The organism is Pollutimonas thiosulfatoxidans, assembly GCF_004022565.1.
Lineage (GTDB): Bacteria > Pseudomonadota > Gammaproteobacteria > Burkholderiales > Burkholderiaceae_B > Pusillimonas_D > Pusillimonas_D thiosulfatoxidans.
The window spans coordinates 2831347-2855820 of the sequence record NZ_CP022987.1; the positions used below are offsets into that span (position 1 = coordinate 2831347).

The following is a 24474-nucleotide window of genomic DNA, read 5'->3' on the forward strand; positions in this document are numbered from 1 at the left end:
GTTCTTGACATGTAAAAATGTTGGCATATAAGATATCGGATGTCAAATAAAATATCCTATACGATATGATAATGGAAGCGCGGGCACGGCAGTGCGCAGCGCGGCTGCTTGAAGATCGCGGCACACCGCCCGACGCTGCATGCCTGCAAGCCGACGTCCTGATCGAAGCGGAGCTGCGAGGCCTGCCCTCGCATGGGCTCTTGCGTTTACCGCGCCTGCTCGCGCGCATCGATAAGGGGCTGGCTGTCCCGGCTGCAGTCGGCCTGCATCATTGGCGGACCACGGCCGTGCTGGAAGTTGATGGGCAACGCGCACTTGGCCCTATCGCCATGATGGCGGCGCTGGAAGCCATGATGCCCCGATTGCAAGTTGCAGGTATTGCACTCGCCGCCATCCGCAATGCCAATCACATCGGGATGCTCGCGTACTACGCGGAACAAGCCGCCGCACGCGGCGTCATTGGCATTGTGCTTTCCACCAGTGAAGCACTCGTCCACCCTTATGGCGGCACCCAGGCCATGTTGGGCACCAACCCGATTGCCATCGGCATTCCCACGGCGGATGAGCCGTTTGTTCTCGATCTGGCAACCAGCCTTGTCTCCATGGGCAAGATCCACAGCCACGCCTTGCGTGGCGAGCCGCTGTCCGATGGCTGGGCCGTCGACAGCTCGGGCCGCCCTACGACCGATGCCCTGGCCGCCAAGCATGGCGCTATCGCACCGTTCGGCCAGGCCAAGGGCTACGGACTTGGATTGGCCTTTGAACTGTTGGTGGCGGCACTTGCAGGATCAGACCTCGCCCCGGCGATACGCGGCACGCTGGACGCGTCCGAACCGGCGAACAAGGGCGACCTGCTGATCCTGATTGACCCGGGTACGCGTGATGGCCTTGCCGCGGGGTTGACGGAATATCTGAACGCCATACGCGCTTCGCGCCCGCTACACCCTGACCGGCCTGTGGCCGTGCCCGGAGATGGCGCGCGCCACCGCCGTATAGCGGCCTTACGCGATGGGATCGATATTCCCGCCGCGCTTCTGGATGAACTGCAACGTGTGGGCGGCGACTGCAAATGGACATAAAAAGGAGAGAGACCATGGAAAATTTTGGCACGATCAGATCGCCGCGCGAACTGATATTTGGAGCCGGGCAGCGCCGGGCGCTGGGCCTGGTAGCCAAAGGCTTGGGCCGTCGGGCGCTGGTGGTCACTGATGAGCGCTTGGCGTCGGATGCAGACTTTCTCGCGATGATTACCGATCTGGAAGGCAAGGGCCTGATGCTGCGCATCGAAAGCGGCACCCTGCCCGACGTGCCGGCGGAAACCACTGTTCTGATCGCCGACGCAGCCCGCGACTTCGCGCCGGACCTCGTCATCGGCGTGGGCGGCGGCTCTTGCCTGGACATGGCCAAATGCGTGGCGCTATTGCTGACCCACGGTGGGCGCCCACAAGATTACTACGGTGAGCTGAAAGTCCCGGGGCCGATCTTGCCACTGATCGCAATTCCGACAACGGCCGGCACCGGCTCTGAAGTCACACCGGTTGCCGTCCTGTCCGACAGCGAGCGCAGTCTGAAGGTGGGTATTTCCAGCCCGCATTTGATCCCCACTGCGGCGATTTGCGATCCAGAGCTAACGCTGACCTGCCCGTCCGGACTGACCGCCATCGCGGGTGCCGATGCCATGACCCATGCCATCGAGGCATTTACCGCCACCCGCCGCCCCGTCACCCCACAGCTGACACAGGAACGCGTGTTCATTGGCAAAAACGTCTTATCGGACCAATTCGCGCTTAGGGCGATCTCGCTGCTGTGGCAAGGCCTGGAAGCCGCTTATCGTGACGGGAGCAATGTGGCGGCACGCGGGCAAGTTATGCAGGGCGCAACCTTTGCCGGCCTGGCTTTTGGCGTCGCCGGCACGGCAGCCGCTCATGCAATACAGTACCCGGCCGGCGCCCTTACTCACACCGCCCATGGCGCGGGCGTGGCTTGCCTGATGCCTTGGGTCATGGAGTGGAATCGCCCGGCGATAGGTGAAGAATTGCAGCAGATGGCCGCTGTAATGAATCTACCCGACGGGGCGGCTGTCATCCCAGCCATCTCGGCGCTGTTCGGACGGATAGGGATTCCCTCGACGCTGGCCCAGCTTGGCCTGGCGGAAGACCAACTGGACTGGGTAGCAGAGCAATCTTGCGGCATCGAAAGGCTGATTCAGAATAACCCCCGTCAGCTTGATCGCCGTGACATGCGTCAGCTTCTGGACGCCGCCTTTTCGGGCGACGCCAACCTCATTCAGCAAGACAGGAACCTTCAATAATGGCACCAGACACCCTACACGGCCAGGACTACGCCGACCCGGCCCTTCATGCACAAGGCCTTTATATAGCGGGCGAATGGTTGCCCGGCACCGGCATCCCTGTTGTGGATCCCGCCACCGGCGATCTGCTGGCCGAGGTTCCAGACGCTTGCACCGAGCAGGCAATGCGCGCCATCGATGCTGCCGAGGCCGCGGCTGCGAACTGGCGTTCGACACCAGCCCGCCAGCGAGCGGAGATTCTGCGCCGGTGGTTCCAACTGATGACCGAGCACGCTGACGAGCTGGCCAGACTTATCTCCCTGGAAAATGGCAAGGCACTGTCGGACGCACGTGGCGAGGTCGCCTATGCCGCCGAATTCTTCCGCTGGTATGCCGAAGAAGCAGTGCGGATTCCTGGCGAGTTTCGTCATGCGCCCTCAGGCGCGCATCATATCCTGGTCGATCACCAACCGATCGGCATCGCGGTGCTGATCACACCCTGGAATTTTCCTGCCGCGATGGCCACCCGCAAGATCGGTCCGGCGCTGGCCGCCGGCTGCACGGTGATCTTGAAGCCCGCCTCTGAAACCCCGCTGACGGCCTACGCGATGGCACGGCTAGGCGCCCAGGCGGGTGTGCCGCCGGGCGTGGTCAACGTGCTGACAAGCACACAACCGGCCGCCATCACGAACGCCATGCTGGCTGACCCGCGCGTGCGCAAGCTGTCGTTCACCGGGTCCACCGGGGTCGGCAGAGTGCTGTTGGCTGAAGCAGCAAAGACAGTGGTTTCGTGCTCGATGGAGTTGGGCGGCAACGCGCCATTCCTGGTTTTCGACGATGCCGATCTGGAAGCGGCGCTGGACGGCGCCATGGTGGCCAAGATGCGCAATGCGGGTGAGGCCTGTACCGCTGCCAACCGGTTCTATGTGCAATCAGGCATCCATGACGCCTTTGTTGCTGGTCTGACCAAGCGCATGGCCGCCCTACGGGTCGGTGCTGGTACCGATAAAGCCACTGAAGTGGGACCGATGATCACGACCGCTGCCGTGGCCAAGCTGGACCGCCTGGTTTCGGCTGCCGTGGCACAAGGCGCGCGTGTGCATACTGGCGGCAAACCGCTACCGGGTAACGGTTATTTCTATCCACCTACCGTTCTGGACAAGGTGCCCCTGGACGCGGAGATCGCGCATGCGGAGATATTCGGTCCGGTCGCCTGTGTCTATCGATTCGAGGACGAAGCAGAGGCCATCGCCTTGGCGAATGATACCGAGTATGGTCTGGCCGCTTATGTCTATTCGGCCGATCTGTCCCGTGCACTACGGGTGGGCAAGGGCATCGAAAGCGGGATGATCGCGATCAACCGTGGCTTGATGTCGGACCCTGCCGCCCCCTTTGGCGGTGTCAAGCAAAGTGGGCTGGGGCGCGAAGGCGGCGTAACCGGCATCCTGGAGTTCATGGAACCAAAATACTTTGCGGTAGACTTTTGAACATGGCTCAGGACCTCTACCGCAATCGCGACTTCATCCCGGACTTTGACGACATCGTCGCCGAAACGGCAGCGCGATCGCGCGAGCTGGCCGCGCGGGTCGATATTCGGCACGACGTGCCTTATGGCCCCGGGCTGCGTGAACGAATGGACATCATCTTGCCGCCACGCCTTGCCAAAGGCGCGCCGCTACATATGTTCATCCACGGGGGTTACTGGCGCTCGGGCAGCAAGGAAGATCACCGATTGATCGCGGCGCCGGTGCTGGCGGCAGGCGGAATTGCCGCCATGGTTACCTACGACTTGATGCCGGCCACCCGGCTGGGCGCCATTGTTGGCCAAGTTCGCGCAGCCGCCCGGCAATTGGCAGCGATGGCGTCGGAGCTCGGCGCAGACGCGGCCAGGATGACAGCCAGCGGCCACTCGGCCGGCGCCCATCTGGCCAGCTATCTTGCCGCTATCGGCCCACAGGAAAGCACATCCGTTAATTTGCCTGAGCTGCGAGGGCTGCTTCTGGTTAGCGGCATCTATGATCTGACGGACATTCCCGGCAGCTTTCTGAAAGACGAGGCCAAGATGACCACAGCTGAAGCCTCAGCGTGGTCGCCGTTAACATCGCAGCAATTGCCTGGGCCACGTCGCATCGTGATGCTCGCGCAAATGGACACCCCGCCGTATCACGACCAGGGCAAGCGCTTTGCGTCTTTGTTGCAGCACGATGTTCCAGAGGCGGAATTTATCGCCCAGCCCGGCCTGAACCATATGACCATTGTCCTCGCCCTGGGGGACCCCAAGAGCCCTGCGGGGCTTTGTCTCTCCGGTTTGGTCGGCGACTGAAGCCCCCTGGCCGTCACCTGTAAATCAAGTCAATAACGATCGTCTTGCCGGGCTCGGGTAGCTCGAACTGCGCCTCGGTAAATCGCGCTGCCCGCATTGAAGGATTAACGTTCTGCGAGAAGCCATAGCCCTTGAGCGGGATGCCGAACAGATTGGTCTCCAGCTTGCCCGTATCGTTGTGGTCATGAAAAACGGACACCGCATAGCGGCCTGGTGCCAGGCGCGGAAACACCGCGCTTGCCTTCTTCGCCTGGGGATCGACAGGAACCATCATCCGGGCTAGCGCCAGGCTGTCGTCTTTGGGGAAACCCTCGGCTTGCGCGAACAACGCTACGGCCACCCTGCCTTGTGGCGTATTGACCCCCTGCACCACGACGGTAAGCTCGGCCGCCACCGCGGCCACTGCCAATAGTAGCCCTCCAACAAGAAAGGCCACCGCAAGGCATACCCTACGCAAACTAAGCATGCCCTTGCCCCTTCCACCAGCCATGAAAGCTAAGCGGCGTGGGATGACGCAGACGCAATACGGCAATCGGACCATCCGCGATGCGGTCCGCCCGCAGGATCGCCAGAAACGAGCGGCCCGTCGCGCCGTCCAGGCCGACGGATAACAGCCAACCTTGTTCGGCATCCTGGGCCTTCGGGTCGGGAACAAATATGGGTTCGCCCAGGTGCGCCTTGTCGCCCATGTGGAAGACTTCGCGGGCGCCTGTGTTCATGTCTACGCGGGCGAGGCCATTATGAAAAACGGTGGGCCCGCGCGCGGTGGTGAAATAGCCGTAGCGATGCGGGGTGCATCCGCGCTCTGGTGCGATCATGGGAAATTCATGATTCTCGCTGCTGACGATTTCCTCTACTGCGCTACGCTGCGATAGGTTGATGATGTAGCGTCGAAGGGTGCCGGAGTAATTCTGGTCGCCGCCCCGCCCGTCCATAATGGCGCGGAAGGCGGCGTGTTCGCCCAGGAAATGATCGGGCGCGTCATAGCCGACAAAGTCCGCCACGATGCTATTGCCGATTTCATAGGCGTTCAGGGCATGCCACATGAAGGTGGGCGGAGCAGGGATGATGACAGGCGGCTGTACCGCATTGCGGTCGATCACCATCAGTAAGTTGCCTTTGTCGGGCCGCCAACGCATGCTGTCCGTAAAGCTGTCCAGACCGGTAAGGAAACGAGCGAAAGAAGGCTGCACCGGCTGCAGGGACACCACGATGTAATGCTGGGTGGCAAACCAGTCATGGAAATAGGCCGAGCGCGGCGCCGGCACGCGTTGACTGAAGCGCAATGAACCTAGCGCATTATGTTCGGCGATGTGCAGATGCATGCTGCGGCCGTAAGTTACGCCCAGCAGTATCCATCCGCCGGTATGGCCATCCGTCTTGGTGTGTGCCTTGTAGTCGACCCGGGCGGTGGGCTCGCCCACCGCTTGCTGGCCCAGCGTCTGAAGGGTGTCTGGATCCAGCCCGTAAGGAAGTCCGACTTCATCAAAGGCGTAAAGCATGTTGTTCTTGACGACCGCGGTCACCCCTGCCTGCGACTTGATCCTGTTGCCAACGTTGCTTAGCAAGCCTCTGGGCGAGCGCGTGGTCCAGGTAGGAAAAATCAGTTTTCCAGCGGCTTCTTCGGCGATGTATTTTTCGGTACGAACATAACGGTTGCGATACCGGACATGGCTTGCATCCAGGTCGAACGCCTGTATCATGCCGTCGCCATCCAGCAAGTGCTTCTTGCGCACGCCCCCCAGTTCGAAGCGGCCGGGGCCGTTGCGGAACAGCGTGCCCGTCAGCCCGGGCGGAATTGCGCCTTCTACTTGCGGCGCGTAATCATGCTCGTCCTGCATGGACGTGGCCAAGCCCGAAAGCCAATGCGCTTCGGTGGATGCTGCATTCACGTTCGTCATAGCTGCTCCTGTCTCAAGGATGCGTGTCGCCTCAGGGGCATGTTACAGGATCAGCAAAGCCAGATACTGATGTTCGCCCCTATTGACGAAGCCTGATTGTGTCTATTACCATGACTTTATGTCTATAGAACCTAACGTCTTCCATAAAAGCCGGATGCCCCTGTATTTGCAGGTCGCCAAGCTCATGCGGCAAAAAATCGAAAGCCAGGAATGGGCTTACGGTGCGCAAATTCCGACGCTGGAGAAGCTGGCCGACGAGTACGAGGTTTCGCGCATAACGCTGCGGGCAGCGCTTACGCAGCTGGAAAACCAGGGCATCGTGCGGCGTACGCGCGGCGTTGGCACTTTCGTGGCCAAGGATCTGTCCGCCCAGCGCTGGTTCAAGCTGCCCAACAACTTCGACGAGCTTGTCGATACCGTTGGCAACTTGAAGATCCGTTTACTTTCCATAGACCACGAAGCATCCAAGCTGGAGCCCGCGCTGGACTTCGGCACCGTTGGACCAGCTTACGAACATATGCGGCGCGTCCACTACTACAACGACGAGCCCTACTGCCTGATCGACATCTACGTGGCAAAAGACATTTTTGAAGCGGACCCAAAAGGCTTCCAGCTTAAGCCGGCAGTACAACAATTGGTCTCGATGCCCGGTGTCGACGTCGTTCATGGTCGCCAGATTATGCGTATTACCGTGTGCGATGAAGAGACCGCCCCGCATCTGGACATCGGCGTTGGCGATCCCATCGCCGACGTATGCCGCAGCTTGCTGGACGAGCAAGAACGCATCATTTATTACGCGCACATTCAATACCCCGCGCAGATGATCCAAATCGATGTCGACCTCATGCAGGGCCGCAAGCGCACGGCCAATAAAGAAACCGTCGCTAAAACAGCCATAAAGTAATTTCTCCGGAGACATCCATGAATAAAAGCAGTAACGCCCTGGCCAATTTTGGTTGGGCGGCTCTTCCCTTCATTTTTTTACTGGTGTTCTGGTCGCTGCTGCGCATGACCGGACTGATCAACCCCACGCTCCTGCCTTCACCGACCGAGGTGGCCCAAACGCTATGGATCCACCTGAACGAAGGCGACTACCTCATTAATGTATGGATGTCCGTGCAGCGCGTGGTGCTCGGCCTGGTGATGGGTATGCTGCTGGCGGTACCCGTGGGATTCCTGATCGGCTGGTATAAGCCTGTGCGCCGCTTTGTCGATCCATTGATCAACTTCTTCCGTGCCCTGCCACCGATCGCCTTGATCCCTCTGGCGATTGTGTATCTTGGAATCGGCGAGGTGGCCAAGGTCGCCATCCTGTTCTATGCCTCTTTCTTTGCGGCAGTCATCGTGATGTATGAGGGCATGATTCAGATCAGCCCGGTCTACATCCGCGTCGCCCGCACGCTAGGCGCCACCGACCTGGAAATCTTCCGAAAAGTGATGCTGCCCATGACGGTGCCGCACATGCTTACTGCCCTGCGCGTGGCGCTGGGAGTTGCCTGGGCCACGCTGGTCGCCTCCGAACTGGTGGCAGCCCAACAGGGGCTGGGCGCAATGATCCAGAACGCGTCGGCCTTCTTCGATTTGCGCACGATCTACCTGGGCATTATCAGCATCGGCGCACTGGCGCTGCTTATGGACATCGCGCTGCGTCGGATCTCGAACCGACTCGTAAGCTGGCAAGACAAGGCGGAGCATTAAACATGGAACAGCAAATAGAACGCATCGGTTTCGACAATGTGTCGATGGACTTTCAAACAGCCAACGGCCCCCTTGCGGTCGTGCGCGACATGTCTTTCAGCATCCGGCAGGGCGATTTCATTTCTCTTGTGGGGCCATCAGGCTGCGGCAAGACGACGCTGATGAACATGGCTGCCGGATTCCTCAAGCCGACCCGCGGCACCGTCACACTGGACGGCAAGGAAATCGAAGGCCCCGGGCCTGACCGCGGCGTCATGTTTCAGGAATATGGGGTGTTTCCCTGGCTTACCGTCGAGCAGAACATCGCTTTCGGGCTCGAGCTGAAAGCCAACAGCGTAAAAGTGTCGGCAGCAGAAAAGCGGGAAATCGTGGAACGCTACCTGAACCTGATGGGCCTGGCGGATTTCCGCAAAGCTTTCCCAAAGACGCTTTCAGGCGGGATGCGCCAGCGTCTGGCGCTTGCCCGCACCTATGCGGTCCAGCCCGAATTCGTACTGATGGACGAGCCTTTTGGCGCGCTTGATGCGCAAACCCGTAGCGCCATGCACGATCTTCTGCTGGAGATTCTGCATGCCGAGGGCAAGACCGTCATGCTGATCACGCACTCGGTTGAAGAAGCCGTCTATCTCTCGAACAAGGTGCTGGTCATTTCGGCCCGCCCCTCACAGATAAGGGAGGTGGTTGATATCCCCTTCCCCTACCCCCGGAATCGTTCCTTACAGGAAACACCGGAATTCAACGCGTTGCGCTCACACATACACGATTCGGTGATGCGCGAGTACGCGGCGCAAGAAGCACAAGGCAAGCCCAAGGCCACCGCCTGACTAAACGGACTCGTTCCGATAATAAACGGAGATACCCCATGAAACGTCGTAGCTTTCTTGAACTAAGCGCAGCATCCGCCGTGGCGATTGCCGCTCCCTCCATCGTTCGCGCGCAAGCGCCCAGCAAACTGAAAGTGGGCTATTTGCACACCCTGGCAGTCGATGGGCAGCTATGGCTGGCCGATTCGATGGGCCTATGGGAAAAGAATGGTTTGAACCCGGAATTCATTCAGTTTCAAACCGGTCTGGAGCTCTTCCAGGCTATGAGCGGCGGCTCGATCGATGTGCTGTCCACGGGCGCCGTGCTGTCGAACTTCCCCGCTCGCGGTCAGGGCAAAGCGTTTCTGATCAACAACGTCGAGTTCGCCACGGCTCAGCTATGGGTACACCCGGACATGGGCATCAATAGCTTCGCCGACTTGAAAGGCAAGAAGATCTCGACGACGGCCGGCACTACCGCCCACGTGTTCCTGGACAAGGCCTTGCGCGCCAACGGCGTAGACCCCAAGAACGACGTGCAGATCGTCAATCAACGTATGCAAGATGCGGTGACCGCCTTTATTTCTAAGGCGGTTCCGGCTGTCGCACTGTGGGTTCCGTTCAATATCTCGGTACGCAGCCGCGTGCCAGACGCAAAAATGCTGGTCGATGCTTCGGCCTACTATCCTGAAGCGGCGATCACGGGTGGCTGGGCCGCCGGCAACGGTTTCTTCGAGAAAAACCAGGACACGCTCAAGCGGATCATTTCTACCTGGACAGTGGCCAACGACCATCTGATCAATAACACCGACGAATCCCTGGCGCTGATCCAGGAAAAATACTATCCCCGTGTTCCGCTGTCGGACATCAAGGAACAATACCAGGCGCAGAAGATGTTCACTTCGCAGGAATGGGCCAAGATGTACAAGGACGGCACGGTCACCCAGTGGCTGCAGCAGGTAACCGACTTTTTTGTCGACTTCGCCAACATCCCGAACGCCGTGCCTGCTTCAACCTACTTCGATCCTAGCCTTTACCTCGACATCGTCAAAGCATGAACAACACGCACACCCGGCAGGACTCTACAGCCGGCGCCTACGATTACATTATCGTGGGCGCCGGCTCGGCAGGCTGCGTCCTGGCCAACCGTCTTTCAAAAGATCCGTCGGTAAAGGTGCTTTTGCTTGAGGCGGGCAAGGCCAACAAGAATTTCTGGCTGCATCTACCGGTCGGCTATTTCCGCACCATTTACGATCCGCGGTTCTCGCGTCAGTTCGACACCGAGGCGTGCGAAGGCACCGCGGGGCGGAACATCGTGTGGCCGCGTGGTCGAGTATTGGGCGGCTCAAGCTCAATAAACGGCCTGCTGTATATCCGCGGGCAACACGCCGATTACGACGGCTGGAGCCAAATGGGCGCACGCGGCTGGGATTACCGATCCGTGCTGCCCTTCTTCAAGCGCTCGGAAGGCTATGAAGGTGGCGAAAGCGAGTACCACGGCGGCAGCGGCGAGCTGGGCGTCTCGGGACTGAAGAACGATCACGTCTATTGCCAGGCATGGGTCGAAGCCGGCCAGCAATTCGGCCTGCCGTTTAATCCGGACTTCAATGGCGCCACCGAGTATGGCGTGGGCCCGTATCAGTTGACACTGAAAAATGGTTGGCGCTCCAGTGCCGCCGTGGCCTTCCTGCGCCCGGTCCAAAGCCGGACCAACCTTACTGTGCTGACCGAGTCGCACACGACGCGCGTGCTTTTTGAAGGCACCAAGGCCGTGGGCGTCGAATGGCTGCACAAGGGCCAGGTTCAGCAGGCGCGTGCCGACCGTGAAGTGATCCTGGCCGCGGGTGCCATTCAGTCGCCGCAGTTGCTCCAGTTATCGGGCATTGGTCCCGCCAACCTGCTAGAGCAACTAGACATACCCGTACGGGTCGACGCTGCTGAAGTGGGCGAGAACCTGAAAGACCACTATCAGGCGCGCACCATCGTACGCCTGAAGAAAAAACTGTCGCTTAACAATGACGTGCGCAATCCGGTCAAGCTGGCCGCTATGGGGCTGGAGTGGTACTTCAAGCGCAGTGGCCCCCTGACGGTCGGAGCCGGACAAGTCGGCGGGTTCGCACGGACCGAATTTGCCAGCGACGCGCGCAGCGACATGCAGTTCAATGTCATGCCATTGTCGGTAGACAAGCCCGGCACGCCGCTGCACAACTACCCCGGCTTTACCGCGTCGGCCAGCCAATGCAGGCCCGCTTCACGCGGACGCCTGCAGATCCAAAGCACCGACCCGTTTGCTTCACCGCGCATCGAGACCCGCTACCTCAGTGAAGAGATCGATCGCAATACCTTGGCCGCAGGCATAGAAACGCTGCGCGAAATCTATAACCAGCCTGCGTTCCGCGACTTGATCGATGGCGAAGTCCTGCCAGGATCCCATCGAAAAACACGCGAGCAAATTACTGCCTTTGCACGAGAAGGCGGGGGTACGGTTTTCCACGCCGTCGGGACCTGCCGCATGGGCTCGGACGAACGCGCTGTGGTGGACCCGACACTGAAGGTTAACGGAGTGACGCAACTACGTGTCATCGACGCTTCAGTGATGCCGGAAATGGTGTCCGCCAACACCAATGCAGCCGCCATCCTGATCGGTGAAAAGGGTGCACACCACGTGCTGAACGACCCATTCTGATACCAGCGCAACAAGACAGGAATGACAAATGTTTGAATACGGTAACCTGATCGACGGTCAGTGGCGTCGCGGCTTGGCTGCGGCTTTTACTACACACAACCCGGCACGTCCGGCCGAAGTCGTCGGCAGCTATACAGCCGCCACAGCCGCACAGGTGGACGAGGCGGTACGCGCTGCCCGGACCGCACAAGCGCATTGGCGCAGCCTGCCGCCTACAGAGCGCGGCGTCATCGTCGAGAAGTTTGTCGCTGCCATCGAGGCCAAGAAAGACGAACTGGCGCAAGCGATTTCGCTTGAACAAGGCAAGCCGCTGGTCGAGTCGCGCGGCGAGACTGATAAGTCCTGCGCCGAAGCACGCTTCATGATCGGAGAAGCGGCACGCAGTCACAGCCCAGCCATGCCATCTTCGCGGGCGGGTTTCCGAAATTCCGTCATACGCCGCCCCCGTGGCATTATCGCTGCGCTTACGCCCTGGAACTTCCCCATCATGGCGCCGATGCGCAAGATCGTACCGGCGCTGGTCTTCGGTAACGCCGTAATACTGAAGCCCTCCGAGTACACGCCCGCGACGGCCTGCATCGTGGCTACCGCCGCGCAAGGCATCTTGCCGGATGGTCTGCTGCAGGTCGTGCTAGGCATGGCGGAAACCGGACAGGCGCTGGCCTCGCATCCGGGCATAGACGGGGTGGCCTTTACCGGCTCGGTGCCGGTAGGGAAAAAAGTCTATGCTGCAGCAGCCGAGAACCTCGCAGAGGTGGCGCTGGAGCTGGGCGGCAAGAACGCCGCCATCGTTCATGACGCGGATGACCTGGACGCCTGCCTCGATCAGATCATTGGCGCGGCCTATCAGTGCGCCGGCCAACGCTGCACGAGTATCAGTCGCGTGCTGGTTCACGCGCCGCTATTGCAGGCTGTGCAAGACGGCCTGGTGGCGCGGGCGCGCAAGCAGGTGTTGGGCAGCAGCACGCAAGCTGGGGTAACGATGGGGCCTATGAACAACGCCCAACAGTTGGGCAAGGTTGTGGCAATGGTCGAAGCCGGCGTGGCCGAAGGCGCCCGGGTGCTGACCGGCGGAAAGGCGGCCAAGGTGCCCGGTTGCGACGGCGGCTACTTTTATGAGCCCACCATACTTGGCGAGGTAAGGCCGCAGATGTCGGTGGCACGCGAAGAGATTTTCGGCCCGGTAATCTCCGTCCTGTCTTATGACACCATAGACGAAGCGTTTGCCATACTTAACGGCGTCGAGTTTGGACTGACTTCGGCCCTATTTACCAACGACCTTGCATTGGTCCAGCGGTTTATCGCTGAAAGCGAACACGGCATGCTGCATGTGAATCACGGCACCATACCCGAGAACCACATGCCGTTTGGCGGCATCAAGCATTCTGGCGTGGGCGCCTATTCGGTCGGATCGAGCGCGGTTAATTTCTACACGACCGAGCACGCCGTCTACATCAAAGCATGAATAAAGGCAGGTTGATTCGATGATTTCCCTCTCCGAGCTTGGCCCCATCCGCGTCGCAAAAATCGACACGCTGGTCTACAGGGCGCCGATCACCGATCCGGTGCAAACGTCGTTCGGGATTATGCACGACCGGCCGGCGGTGTTGATTCGCATCGAAGACGACGCAGGCGCCGTCGGATGGGGCGAGGTCTGGTGCAACTTTCCGGGTGTGGGCGCAGAGCATCGCGCGCGGGTGGTCGACTCGTGCATTGCGCCCATACTGCAAGAGCGCAGCTGGTCGCATCCCACGCAGGCGTTCGAAGAACTGACAAGACGCTTGCATGTATTGGGCCTGCAGAGCGGCGAGCCCGGCACCATGGCACAAGCCATCGCCGGAACCGATATTGCCATGTGGGATCTGGCCGCCAAACGCCTGGATCAGCCCTTATGGAAGCTGCTGGGCGGAAGCCGGCAGATCCAGGTCTACGCCTCGGGGCTCAGCCCCACTGCGCCAGAGCAACTGGCCGCGCAGAAAAGGGATGAGGGTTATCGGGCATTCAAGTTGAAGGTGGGCTTCGGCGCTGAGCGGGATCTGGCCAATTTGCGCGCGCTGCGCAGCATGTTCGGTCCTGACACCGCGCTGATGATAGACGCCAATCAGGGCTGGGACCCAGACACCGCCATCGAAATGAGTGGCCTGCTGGCCGAGTGCAATCCGCTGTGGCTGGAAGAGCCCATACAGGTGGACCACACCTTTGCGCAATGGCGGAAGCTGGCCACCGCCTCCAAAATCCCACTTGCAGCGGGCGAAAATATGCGCGGCGAGGCAGAGTTTACGTCGGCCATTGCCTCTGGCGCCTTCGCCGTCCTGCAGCCCGATCTGGGAAAATGGGGCGGCTTCAGTGGCTGCCTTGCAGTGGGCAAGCAGGCACTGGCCAGCGACCATCTGTTTTGCCCTCACTGGCTGGGCGGCGGGGTTGGCCTGGTCGCATCCATGCAACTGAAGGCTGCCATAGGCGGTGCCGGATTCGTCGAAGTCGACTCCAACCCCAACCCTTTGCGCGACCTGTTTGCCGGCGAGCTCGTGCGACCGGTGGACGGTGCCGTCACCTTGTCCGAGCTACCCGGCCTGGGCATTACACCAGACTTGCAGGCCGTCAGCAGTTTCCTGGTGCCACACGCTTACGCCTGACCTGAGCCCCCACAGTTGGCCTATGCTTACGCCTGTGCTACGCCGCTTTTTTCCTTTCCTTAATTGGCCCAGACCCAATCGCCAGACCTTGGGCCGCGATTGTTGGGCGGGTATCACGGTGGGACTGGTGCTGATTCCGCAGGCGCTGGCTTACGCCACGCTGGCCGGCATGCCTGCCCATACCGGTCTGTACGCGGCGCTCCTGCCCAGCGTCGTCGGCGTGCTCTGGGGTTCGTCGGCCTTGCTGGCTGTTGGGCCGGTCGCCCTGACCAGCCTGCTGGTGTACGGCGCCTTGTCCCCCATCGCCCAGCCGGGCAGCCCACAATGGGTAGCACTGGCAATCTGGCTGGCGCTGTATGCCGGCATCATGCAGTTTTTGCTGGGCGCCTTCCGTGGTGGCCGTATCGCCAGCCTGGTATCAACGCCAGTCATGGTGGGCTTCATCAACGCGGCAGCGGTCATCATCATCTTCAGTCAATTGCCGGCTCTATTGGGTATGGAGCTATCGCCAGGCGGATCTGCCGGCATCATGGAGCGCCTGCGCAACGCAGCCGCCATACCGATAGTGCCAGTGTTCGGTTGCACCGCTATCGCCTTGCTGCTGGCCCTCAGGCGCTTTCTGCCGCGACTGCCGGGCATATTGATCGTAACGATAGGCAGCATCGCGGTCAGCACGATGGTTGGCTATTCGTCAGCCGGCGGCAATGTGGTTGGCGATGTGCCATCCGGCCTGCCGCCGCTGGCCATACCGCCGGCGATCTCTCTGGACAGCCATCGCCATCTGCTGCCGGCAGCCCTGATCATCGCACTGATCAGCTTCACAGAGGCCATGTCCAGCTGTCGGGTCCTGGCTCGAAAAACCAATGAACAATGGGACGAAAACCAAGAACTTCTGGGCCAGGGGCTGGCAAAAGTCACCGCTGCATTCTCGGGCACCTTTGCCGTCAGCGGCTCGTTTTCGCGCTCTGCCCTGAATCTGTACAGCGGCGCTGTCAGTGCATGGTCGACTTTATTCGCGGCTGCTACGGTGCTGGCCTTTCTATTGTTTTTAACCGAGTATTTGTTCCACCTGCCCAAATCGGTACTGGCCGCGATCATTATCGTACCGGTACTGACGCTGCTGGACCTGAACGCATTCCGACAGCTGTTTGCTGCCAAAGCGTCCGATGGCGTGATCGCCGTCGTCACCTTCCTGGTTACCTTGCTGGCACTGCCCCACCTATATTGGGGTGTCGTCGCCGGCGTCTGCCTTAGCGTGGCGGCCCACTTTTACCGGAAATGCCGCAGCCGCTAAACAGAAGCTCAATCAGGACCTGACGCAGGCCGGCTCCACGTAAATTTCAGGTCTGTGGTCTTGCCTGCCACGATGGTGACATCCTTGCTTTGCGATTTGCCCTCGTAGGTGACGACCAACTGATAGGCACCCGGCTTTACATCAGCCAGGAAATAAGGCCCCGTAGACAACGTATCGAGCACGACCTTGCCATCGGCTTCGCTGAGGCGCACCTGGACGTTGCCCGCATAGGGTGACGATGCGCTGCCCGACGCGGCGACGGCAAAGGTCAGGGCCAGCGTATAGTCCGACCGCGCCTGCTTGAGCGCATTGGACTCGTCCTGGCCGAAGCCGCCCGTGACATACTGCACGCCGTTTGCGGTCTGTACCGGCGGCAGTTGCGCTTGCGCCGCCGTTGCCAGGATTGCGCCAGTCGCAAGCACGGCCGCCAGACTGCTGCGCTTAACCACCGTTACGCTCCGGATCAGGCGGCGTATACGCAAGGCCGGCATTATCTTCGGACACGATCTTGTCGGGCTCCACGTCGTCTTCCAAGGGTTCTTCGCCCGTATTTTCGACCTGCGGTCGCTCCCCCGTATTGTGCCGATCACTATCGGTGTCAGGCGAACTGGCCGGCATATCGCTACCGGAATCAGAGGAATCACTTGGCCCGAGGTTGGGCTCCGTCAGGCCGGTCCCGGTCAGGCTGACTTCTTCCTCGAAGTCTTTGTCCTGTCGGGCCCGTTCCAGGTCTTTGTCTGTCACCATGGTAAATCTCCATAACGTTATTTATTGCGTATCCAGGCCCAGGCGCTCGTGCCAGTCGGCAATCGATTCTTCCGGATAGCCCCTGAACATCTTGTCGGCGGGACGCGCTGCCACTTCTACCCAGGAAGCCTTGTCGTCCAGGAAAAGATGGGTGTGTTCAGGCGGAACAGGCAAATTGGTGTCTATGGCCGACGCAAAAGGATGAATAAGGTCGGGCCACTCTGGGCTGAACAGCCACAGGGCGCTGCCGCAGCGATTACAGAAGTGACGCTCGGCCGTGCTTTTGCGGCGCTCTTCGTGATCGGGTTGCGCGATCAAGGCGTGGTAAATCGAGATATGCTCGCCGCCAGTCAGCTTCATGCTGCGCGCATCCGCACTGAGGTTAATGGAAAACCCGCCCCCACCTTGCGTTTTGCGGCAGATGGAACAATAGCAACGCTGATAAGGGTAGGGATTGATGCTTTGGACGGCGAACTGCACCGCGGCGCAATGGCATGATCCTTCCAGTTGCATGATGGTCCTCCTTCAGTCCGGCGTTTTCTTGCCCGGAATCACTCCCTTTTCGTCCTGTCCGCTAAGCTTGCCGTCGTCCTCGGGTGACGGGTCCTGCAATAGGTCTCCAAGCAGCTCGTCCTCCCGACGTGGGCTGTCGTCCGTCGGCACAGGAGTCGGCTTCTTGTTGGACTCTGCGCCTTGTCCACCTTGCGTATTCGAGTTTGCCATGTCTGCCCCTTTGCGGCTTGCGGATGTAGGATGGCTGACCAGCAAGAGCCATACCCGCCGGGGCAGTTCAGTCTTGCAGGCCCGCCAACGGCATGGCCGCCAACACCTGATACTGAGAGCCGCCCGGCGATGGGGTCGATGCCACCAGCACACAGCGCTGGGGACGCCACAACAGCGGGGGGCGGCCTAACTGGTCCAGGGCGCAGGGCCCGGCCTTGCGCAGCAGCGACACATGCGGACGAAATGTGGACGCGGGCTTTTGCCAGCCCAGCGCAGCCAAGCGCCCCCAAAGCTCGTCATAAAGGCTGTCCAGCCAGGGGACACGATCAGCGTCCGAGCGCCCCGGACCAGCCCAGACGATACGCGGGCCCGTGAAGCGTCCGTAGCGTTGCAATATCAGATCATCCACCACAGCCGGCCACGTTGGCACCTCGCGCATTAATTGCTCTGCCCGCTCAGGCGATGTGGAGCCCAGGAAGGCCAAGGTGATGTGCAAGGTGTCCGGGCGCATTACCCGCCCGCCGCAAAGCGCATGGGCGTCTTCGGCCCATTTCGACATTTCGGCCGCGGCCTCTGGTGACGGCCATAAACCAAAAAACAGCCGCAAGGCCGGCGCCGAGTCCGGTCGATGTGGACTTCGTTCTTCGCTGCTCATAAAACCTGCTCCTTTCGAGGACACGATGGCGTCAGTTGAACCAGCGGCGCCACGGCGGTCAAGTGCCGTTTGACCGCTGGTCTGCTCAAGGGCATACCCCTATCCCGAATCATTGACGTTCAAGCATCCGCTTGACTAAGATCGAACCGCTATACATCCCTGCCAACTTTCAAGACTATGGAGCCACTCTGTGAAGTCTCAGTCGCTGGACATGATCACCCGGTTAGTCGGTTTTGATACCGTCTCGCGCAACTCCAATCTGGCGCTTATCCATTACGTTCGCGACTACCTGGCCAGCCATGGTGTCCAAAGCCACCTGGTGGGCAATGCAGAGGGCTCCAAGGCCAACCTTTATGCCACTGTGGGGCCAAACGAAGAAGGCGGGATCGTGTTGTCCGGCCATACCGATGTCGTACCCGTTGACGGCCAGCCCTGGGACACCGACCCTTTCACTATCGTGCAGAAAGACGGGCGGCTGTATGGACGTGGCACCTGCGACATGAAGGCCTTTTCCGCCATCGCCCTGGCCATGGTGCCCGACATGCTGCGCAAGGGCCTGAAGCGGCCCGTGCACTTCGCGCTTAGCTACGACGAGGAAATCGGCTGTTTCGGCGCGCCGTCCATGATAGACAAGCTGGTTACCGACATCGCCAAGCCGCATGCCGTCATTGTGGGCGAGCCCACCAGCATGCGGCCCATCGTGGCCCATAAGGGAATAGCAGCACTGCGCACCACCGTTATCGGGCACGAGGCGCATTCCAGCCAGGTGCAACGCGGTGTCAGCGCCGTCATGACGGCGGCCAAGCTCATTACCTTCATCGACGGCATGATGGCCGAGAACAAGGCGGCCGCCGACCCGGCCAACCGGTTCGAACCCCCTTACACCACTCTGCACGTGGGTGTGGTCAATGGCGGCACGGCACTGAACATCATCTCGCGCGAGTGCAGTTTTGTCTGGGACATACGCAGCCTGCCCGGCGACGATTGGCGCGCCTACCTGAAGCGCTTCGAGGCGTATGCCAACAGTCTGCTGCCCGCGATGCAAGCGATCGCCCCGGCCGCGGCCATCAGCACCGAGATACTGGCCGACGCGCCACCATTGAAAGATCAGGGCGGCCCCGCCCAAGAACTTGTTTTTAATCTTTGCGGCCACGCGCACGGCGATGTCGTGCCTTATGCGGCCGAAGCCGGACAATTCCAGGAACGGGGCTTTTCTGTGGTGCTGTGCGGCCCTGGTTCCATCGACCAGGCGCATCAGCCCAACGAATACATCGACATCTCGCAGGTCACGGCTTGCGAAGCATTTCTGGAGGAGTTGACCGACCAGCTTGCACGCTAGATTCCGCCGATTAACGGTGCATACCAACACACCACTACCTAATACGAAAGGCAGGAGACAACCCATGAAACTAAACAAACTGTTCACGCACACCGCCGTCGCGGCCACGCTGGCATTAAGCCTGGGCCTGGGCCCAGCCGCCGACGTGCAGGCTAAGACCTTGAAATGGGCCTACCAGGGCGACATGATGTCGCTGGACCCCATGTCGCTGAACGAAACCTTCACCCTGGGCTTTCAGGGCTGGTTCTATGAAACGCTTACCGGCTACGACAAGGACTTGAAGCTGGTGCCCATGCTGGCCGAACGATGGGAAAACCCCGAGCCCACCAAATGGGTGTTCCATTTGCGCAAGGGCGTGAAGTTTCATGACGGCAGCGATTTCACCGCTGACGATGTCATTTTCTCGTGGAAGCGCAGCCTGACGCAGGGCTCCGACATGAAGGGCTACGGCGCCAAGGCGGCCGAGATCAACAAGATCGACGATCACACTGTTGAAGTCATCACGCCTACCCCCAACCCCATCCTGCCGCGCGACTGGACCTTCCTGTACATCATGAGCAAGGGCTGGGCTGAAAAGAACAACACCACCGAAGCAACCAACGTGAAAGGCGGGGAAAGCAACTACGCCAACCTACACGAGAACGGCACCGGACCCTTCATGGTGGTGGACCGCCAGCCAGACGTCAAGACCACGCTCAAGCGCTTTGACGGCTACTGGAACAAGCAGATGCCCACCAATGTCAGCGAGATTGTCTTCCAGCCGATTTCACAGGAATCCACCCGCGTGGCGGCGCTGATCTCGGGCGAAATGGACCTGGTCATGCCCGTACCGGTGCAAGACTGGCCGCGCCTGGAAAGCGAGCCCAATGTCGACGTCCTGAACGAACCCGAGGCCCGCGCCATCTTCATCGGCATGGACCAACACCGTGACGAACTGCTGTTCTCGAACGTCAAGGGCAAGAACCCCTTCAAGGACAAGCGCGTGCGCCAGGCGATCGACCTGACGGTGGACACCAAGATCATCAACGAGAAGATCATGCGTGGCGCGGCCAAACCGCTGGGCACACTGATCGCGGACAAAATCAACGGCTACGATGAATCGTTCGGCGCGCCTTATAAAACCGACATCGAACAAGCCAAGAAGCTCTTGGCCGACGCCGGCTACCCGGACGGTTTCAGTGTGCAGCTGGATTGCCCCAACGACCGCTATGTGAACGACGAGAAAGTGTGCCAGGCGGTGGCCAGCATGCTGGCGCGTATCGGCATCAAGATCGACCTGCTGTCCCAGACCAAGTCCAAGTACTTTGCCAAGGTGCTGCTGCAGGCCGGCAACAACACCAGCATGTACCTGCTGGGCTGGACGCCAAGCTCGATTGATGCCGCCAACGCACTGACCAACCTGGTGGCTTGCCGCGATACCAAGGCGGGCGCCGGCCAGTTCAACCTGGGCGGTTACTGCAACAAGGAAATCGACGCCCTGACTGCCAAGATCGACGTCGAAACCGATCAGGCCAAGCGCAACAACATGATCAAGGAAGCCTTCACCATGTTGCATAACGACTACGGCTATCTGCCGCTGCACCAGCAGCCGATGTCGTGGGGCGTGCGCAAGGGCATTACAGTGGCTCAACGCGCCGACGATGTGCTCGACATCCGCAACGTGGTCATGCCTTAGGCCAGTATGTTCGGTTTCGTAGCACGCAGGGTCGTTCAGTCTGTTTTCGTCATGCTGACTGTGGGGTTGATCGCGTTTTCCATGTTTCGCTACGTGGGCGACCCGATCAACAACATGGTGGGTCAGGACACAACGATGGAGCAGCGGGCCGAGATGCGCAAGCAGCTTGGCCTGGACGACCCCTTCCTGGTGCAGTACTTTCGCTTCGTCAAGAATGCGATCCAGGGAGATTTCGGCATGTCGTACCGCCAGCGCAGGCCGGTCAGCGAGCTTATCCAAAGCCGTATGCCGGCCACGCTGGAATTGTCGTTCGTATCTGCACTGATGGCGCTGTTCTGCGGCATACCCATGGGCATCTATACCGCGCTCAGGCGCAAGGGCTTCTTGTCGCGCAGCTTCATGACGCTGTCGCTGATCGGCATATCGCTACCGACCTTCCTGATCGGTATTTTGATGATTCTTTTCTTTGGCGTGATGCTGCGATGGCTGCCCAGCTTTGGCCGGGGCGAGGTCGTGCAACTGGGCTGGTGGTCTACCGGCTTTCTGACCAAAAGCGGATGGCAGTCGCTAATTATGCCGGCCTTTACCCTGGCGCTGTTCCAGATGACGCTGATCATGCGGCTGGTGCGGGCCGAGATGCTGGAAGTGATGCAAACAGACTTCATCAAGTTTGCCCGCGCGCGCGGCCTGCCCGAACGCATGATCAATTTTCGCCATGCGCTGAAAAATACGCTGGTGCCGGTTATTACGATTACCGGCCTGCAGCTGGGGTCCATCATCGCCTTTTCCATCATTACCGAGACTGTGTTCCAGTGGCCGGGCATGGGCTTGCTGTTCATCCAGTCCATCAGCGCCGTCGACATCCCTGTCATGGCTGCCTATCTGCTGCTTATCGCCTTCTTCTTTGTCATCATCAACCTGATCGTCGACCTGCTTTATTTTGCCGTCGATCCGCGCCTGCGCGTGCAGAAAAACTAGAAGGCCCCGCGAAACACTATGGCCACCACGCTACTGTCCCGCCTGTCCAACAGCGACATCTTTTACAGCTTCCGTCATTCGCCCACGGCCATGATTTCCGCCGCTGTAGCGCTCATACTGTGCCTGGGCGCGGTGTTTGCGCCGCTGGTGGCACCCCACAACCCTTTTGACCTGGCCACCCTGGACCTGCTGGATGCCAACTTGCCGCCGGTCTGGAATGCGGAAGGCGACGCGCGCTACTGGCTGGGTACCGACGATCAGGGCCGCGACATGCTATCGGCCATTTTGTACGGCGCCCGCATTTCGCTGCTGGTGGGTGTGGCGTCCGTATTGTTCTCGCTGGTGCTGGGCGTGTCGCTCGGCCTGATCAGCGGTTATGCCGGCGGGCGCATCGACAGCGTCATCATGCGTATTGCCGATGTGCAGCTGTCTTTTCCCGCCATCCTGATCGCCCTGCTGGTGGACGGCATTGCCCGCGGCCTGCTGCCGCGCGATGCGCAAGACAGCCTGTCGCTATACGTGCTGATTTTTGCGATCGGCATCTCGGGCTGGGTACAGTATGCGCGCACGGTGCGCGGCGCCACCATGGTCGAACGCAACAAGGAATATGTGCAGGCAGCCCGCTTGATCGGCATGCGCCCCTTCCCCATACTGCGACGCCACATCTTGCCCAACGTCATGGGGCCGGTGCTGGTGATCGCCACCATACATCTGGCGGTGGCCATCATTACCGAAGCGACGCTGTCCTTCCTGGGCGTGGGCATTCCGCCCACCACGCCGTCGCTGGGCACCCTGATCCGTATCGGCAACAGTTACTTGTTCTCGGGCGACTGGTGGATTTCCATCTTCCCCGGCATTGCGCTGGTGCTGCTTGCCTTGTCGGTCAATTTGCTGGGCGATTGGCTGCGCGACGCGCTCAATCCCCGCTTGGGTTAAGTGGCGCACATGGCATTACTGGACATCAACAATCTGCACATCGAGTTCTCCAGCCGCCGCGGCAACGTGGTGGCTATCCAGGACGTCAGCCTGTCGCTGGAGAAAGGCGAGATCCTCGGCGTGGTGGGCGAGTCGGGCGCAGGCAAATCGACCATAGGCAACGCCGTCATTGGCCTGCTGGAGCATCCGGGCAAAATGACGGGCGGCACGGTGCTGCTGAATGGCGAACGCATCGATGCGCTGCCTCGGCAGGCGTTTCGCAAGGTGCGAGGCCGACGCATAGGCATGATCTTCCAGGATCCGCTCACGTCGCTGGACCCCTTGCAGACGATAGAAAGCCAGCTGGTCGAAACCATGCAAGTGCACCTGCATCTGGACCACCAACAAGCGCGCGCCCGGGCCGTCGCCCTGATGGAAAGCGTGGGCATCGAAGAGCCCGACATCCGCCTGAACCACTACCCGCACCAGTTCTCGGGCGGCATGCGGCAACGGGTGGTGATCGCGCTGGCCTTGTGCTGCGAGCCAGAGGTCATCATCGCCGACGAGCCGACCACAGCGCTGGACGTGTCCATACAGGCGCAGATACTGGATCTGCTGCGCAAGCTATGCAAAGAAAAGCAGATGGGCATGATCCTGATCACGCACGATATGGGCGTGATTGCGGAAACCACCGACCGGGTCGCGGTGTTGTACCGTGGCCGGCTGGTGGAGGAAGGGCCCACCCGACAAATACTCGGAACGCCGCAACACCTGTATACCAAAAGCCTGATCTCGGCCGTGCCGCGCTCCGACATCAAGCTGCGCCGCTTTCCCATGGTTACCTATATCGAAGATGTGCAGACGGCAAGCGACGGCAGCAATCTGGCGATCGCCACCCGCTGGATGGGTCAGCAACGCGACTTCGGAAAATCGTCGGGCGCGCCGCTGGTGAAGGTCGAGAACCTGGGCATGCGCTTCGTGCTCAAGCAATCCTTTTTTAAACGCAAGCGCGTCATGCTGCAGGCCGTCAAGGATGTCAACCTGACCATCAAGGAAGGTGAAGTGTTCGGCCTGGTGGGCGAGTCAGGCTCGGGCAAGTCGACCATAGCTCGGCTGATAGCGGGGCTATATGAAAGCAGCGGCGGTTCGGTGACCTTCAATGACGTCAATATCACCGAGTTGAACGATGGCAAGCAGATGAATGCGTTTCGCCGCCAGATACAGATGGTGTTCCAGGATCCGTTCTCGTCCTTGAATCCGCGCATGCGCATCCTGGACATCGTGGCCGAACCCATACGCTTTCACAAGCTGGCCAGCACCGAGAAGATCACGCGACAAATCGTCAGCGGGTTGCTCGACTATGTGGGCCTGGGAGACAAGGCCTTGATGCGCTATCCGCACGAGTTCTCGGGGGGCCAGCGTCAACGCATCTGTATCGCCCGCGCATTGGCTACACGCCCACGTTTTCTTATTTGCGACGAACCGACCTCTGCGCTGGATGTATCGATACAGGCTCAAATCCTTAACCTGCTGAAAGACCTGCAGGAGTCGCTGGGCCTGACCATATTGTTCATCAGCCACGACCTGCCCGTCATACGCCAGATGTGTGACCGCGTTGGTGTGATGCGGCACGGCGAACTGCTTGAAGTGGCAGACACCGAGACCTTGTTCTCGGCCCCCAAGCACGACTACACCCGCCATCTGCTGTCACTGATGCCTACCCTGGACTATCTGTCTCGGGAAGGCCTGGAAGCCGCAGAAGAAGTCGGCTGACCTGGCCGGTGTTGCGCCAACCCCTACGCTTTAACGTT

Annotated in this window: 24 protein-coding genes; 17 read left to right on the forward strand and 7 right to left on the reverse strand. The window is 60.2% G+C overall.

What is annotated here, in order from left to right; all coding sequences use genetic code 11:
* Positions 1 to 71: 71 nt before the first annotated feature.
* Genes CKA81_RS13810 through CKA81_RS13825 form a run of 4 tightly spaced genes read left to right on the forward strand, consistent with a single transcriptional unit; the run spans position 72 to position 4613 of the window.
* Positions 72 to 1079 carry an Ldh family oxidoreductase gene (locus CKA81_RS13810; protein ID WP_199287546.1) on the forward strand — a complete coding sequence of 336 codons (1008 nt, stop codon included), beginning with the start codon at positions 72 to 74 and terminating at the stop codon, positions 1077 to 1079.
* 14 nt (positions 1080 to 1093) lie between these two features.
* Entirely contained in the window at positions 1094 to 2311 is a 1218-nt protein-coding gene (locus tag CKA81_RS13815) for an iron-containing alcohol dehydrogenase (protein ID WP_128355803.1), read from the forward strand.
* A complete protein-coding gene (locus tag CKA81_RS13820; RefSeq protein WP_128355804.1) occupies positions 2311 to 3777 on the forward strand; it encodes an NAD-dependent succinate-semialdehyde dehydrogenase in 1467 nt (488 codons plus the stop codon). The genes CKA81_RS13815 and CKA81_RS13820 overlap by 1 nt, the downstream gene beginning before the upstream one ends.
* Positions 3778 to 3779: 2 nt before the next feature.
* Complete coding sequence (locus CKA81_RS13825) at positions 3780 to 4613, forward strand: alpha/beta hydrolase (protein WP_128355805.1); 834 nt, start codon at positions 3780 to 3782, stop codon at positions 4611 to 4613.
* Positions 4614 to 4626: 13 nt separating this feature from the next.
* Here CKA81_RS13825 and CKA81_RS13830 read toward each other — a convergent pair whose 3' ends face one another.
* Together CKA81_RS13830 and CKA81_RS13835 are read right to left on the reverse strand one after the other, a co-directional pair.
* Positions 4627 to 5079, reverse strand: a complete 453-nt coding sequence (locus CKA81_RS13830) for a DUF2141 domain-containing protein (protein ID WP_164878410.1) — start codon at positions 5077 to 5079, stop codon at positions 4627 to 4629.
* Positions 5072 to 6514: a carotenoid oxygenase family protein gene (locus tag CKA81_RS13835; RefSeq protein ID WP_128355807.1), complete on the reverse strand. Its 1443-nt coding sequence runs from the start codon at positions 6512 to 6514 to the stop codon at positions 5072 to 5074. The genes CKA81_RS13830 and CKA81_RS13835 overlap by 8 nt, the downstream gene beginning before the upstream one ends.
* 118 nt (positions 6515 to 6632) lie before the next feature.
* Here CKA81_RS13835 and CKA81_RS13840 point away from each other — a divergent pair, with 118 nt between their 5' ends.
* Genes CKA81_RS13840 through CKA81_RS13875 form a run of 8 tightly spaced genes read left to right on the forward strand, consistent with a single transcriptional unit; the run spans position 6633 to position 15631 of the window.
* On the forward strand, positions 6633 to 7418 hold the full coding sequence (locus CKA81_RS13840; RefSeq protein ID WP_128355808.1) for a GntR family transcriptional regulator: 786 nt from the start codon (positions 6633 to 6635) through the stop codon (positions 7416 to 7418).
* A gap of 17 nt (positions 7419 to 7435) precedes the next feature.
* Positions 7436 to 8212 (forward strand): ABC transporter permease, encoded by a 777-nt coding sequence (locus CKA81_RS13845; RefSeq protein WP_128355809.1) that lies wholly within the window; start codon positions 7436 to 7438, stop codon positions 8210 to 8212.
* A 2-nt stretch (positions 8213 to 8214) separates the two neighbouring features.
* Positions 8215 to 9036, forward strand: coding sequence for an ABC transporter ATP-binding protein (locus CKA81_RS13850; RefSeq protein WP_128355810.1), 822 nt, complete (start codon positions 8215 to 8217; stop codon positions 9034 to 9036).
* Between the two features lie 38 nt (positions 9037 to 9074).
* Positions 9075 to 10073 carry an ABC transporter substrate-binding protein gene (locus tag CKA81_RS13855; protein WP_128355811.1) on the forward strand — a complete coding sequence of 333 codons (999 nt, stop codon included), beginning with the start codon at positions 9075 to 9077 and terminating at the stop codon, positions 10071 to 10073.
* The gene (locus CKA81_RS13860) at positions 10070 to 11701 is read left to right on the forward strand and encodes a GMC family oxidoreductase (protein ID WP_128355812.1); all 1632 of its coding nucleotides are present in this window, start codon (positions 10070 to 10072) and stop codon (positions 11699 to 11701) included. The genes CKA81_RS13855 and CKA81_RS13860 overlap by 4 nt, the downstream gene beginning before the upstream one ends.
* A gap of 28 nt (positions 11702 to 11729) precedes the next feature.
* Complete coding sequence (locus CKA81_RS13865; RefSeq protein WP_128355813.1) at positions 11730 to 13166, forward strand: aldehyde dehydrogenase family protein; 1437 nt, start codon at positions 11730 to 11732, stop codon at positions 13164 to 13166.
* A 19-nt stretch (positions 13167 to 13185) separates the two neighbouring features.
* Positions 13186 to 14337: a mandelate racemase/muconate lactonizing enzyme family protein gene (locus CKA81_RS13870; RefSeq protein ID WP_128355814.1), complete on the forward strand. Its 1152-nt coding sequence runs from the start codon at positions 13186 to 13188 to the stop codon at positions 14335 to 14337.
* A gap of 22 nt (positions 14338 to 14359) precedes the next feature.
* Positions 14360 to 15631, forward strand: a complete 1272-nt coding sequence (locus tag CKA81_RS13875) for a SulP family inorganic anion transporter (RefSeq protein ID WP_128355815.1) — start codon at positions 14360 to 14362, stop codon at positions 15629 to 15631.
* Between the two features lie 8 nt (positions 15632 to 15639).
* On the opposite strand, the gene CKA81_RS13880 is transcribed toward CKA81_RS13875, so the two are convergent.
* The 5 genes from CKA81_RS13880 to thpR all read right to left on the reverse strand — a co-directional run bounded on the left by CKA81_RS13880 (position 15640) and on the right by thpR (position 17756).
* The gene (locus tag CKA81_RS13880; protein WP_128355816.1) at positions 15640 to 16080 is read right to left on the reverse strand and encodes a carboxypeptidase-like regulatory domain-containing protein; all 441 of its coding nucleotides are present in this window, start codon (positions 16078 to 16080) and stop codon (positions 15640 to 15642) included.
* The gene (locus CKA81_RS13885) at positions 16073 to 16378 is read right to left on the reverse strand and encodes a MatE family transporter (RefSeq protein WP_228255726.1); all 306 of its coding nucleotides are present in this window, start codon (positions 16376 to 16378) and stop codon (positions 16073 to 16075) included. Before CKA81_RS13885 ends, CKA81_RS13880 begins: the two co-directional genes overlap by 8 nt.
* A gap of 21 nt (positions 16379 to 16399) precedes the next feature.
* Positions 16400 to 16891: a GFA family protein gene (locus CKA81_RS13890; protein WP_128355817.1), complete on the reverse strand. Its 492-nt coding sequence runs from the start codon at positions 16889 to 16891 to the stop codon at positions 16400 to 16402.
* A gap of 12 nt (positions 16892 to 16903) precedes the next feature.
* Positions 16904 to 17101 (reverse strand): hypothetical protein, encoded by a 198-nt coding sequence (locus CKA81_RS13895; protein WP_128355818.1) that lies wholly within the window; start codon positions 17099 to 17101, stop codon positions 16904 to 16906.
* Between the two features lie 67 nt (positions 17102 to 17168).
* Positions 17169 to 17756, reverse strand: coding sequence for an RNA 2',3'-cyclic phosphodiesterase (gene thpR, locus CKA81_RS13900; protein WP_128355819.1), 588 nt, complete (start codon positions 17754 to 17756; stop codon positions 17169 to 17171).
* Positions 17757 to 17946: 190 nt separating this feature from the next.
* Between thpR and argE the strand changes: the two genes are divergently transcribed.
* The 5 genes from argE to CKA81_RS13925 all read left to right on the forward strand — a co-directional run bounded on the left by argE (position 17947) and on the right by CKA81_RS13925 (position 24436).
* On the forward strand, positions 17947 to 19095 hold the full coding sequence (gene argE / locus CKA81_RS13905) for an acetylornithine deacetylase (RefSeq protein ID WP_128355820.1): 1149 nt from the start codon (positions 17947 to 17949) through the stop codon (positions 19093 to 19095).
* Between the two features lie 64 nt (positions 19096 to 19159).
* On the forward strand, positions 19160 to 20770 hold the full coding sequence (locus CKA81_RS13910; RefSeq protein ID WP_128355821.1) for an ABC transporter substrate-binding protein: 1611 nt from the start codon (positions 19160 to 19162) through the stop codon (positions 20768 to 20770).
* Between the two features lie 6 nt (positions 20771 to 20776).
* Positions 20777 to 21748, forward strand: coding sequence for an ABC transporter permease (locus tag CKA81_RS13915; RefSeq protein ID WP_128355822.1), 972 nt, complete (start codon positions 20777 to 20779; stop codon positions 21746 to 21748).
* Positions 21749 to 21766: 18 nt separating this feature from the next.
* Positions 21767 to 22684 carry an ABC transporter permease gene (locus CKA81_RS13920; protein ID WP_128355823.1) on the forward strand — a complete coding sequence of 306 codons (918 nt, stop codon included), beginning with the start codon at positions 21767 to 21769 and terminating at the stop codon, positions 22682 to 22684.
* Positions 22685 to 22693: 9 nt separating this feature from the next.
* On the forward strand, positions 22694 to 24436 hold the full coding sequence (locus CKA81_RS13925) for a dipeptide ABC transporter ATP-binding protein (RefSeq protein ID WP_128355824.1): 1743 nt from the start codon (positions 22694 to 22696) through the stop codon (positions 24434 to 24436).
* Positions 24437 to 24474 lie beyond the last annotated feature (38 nt).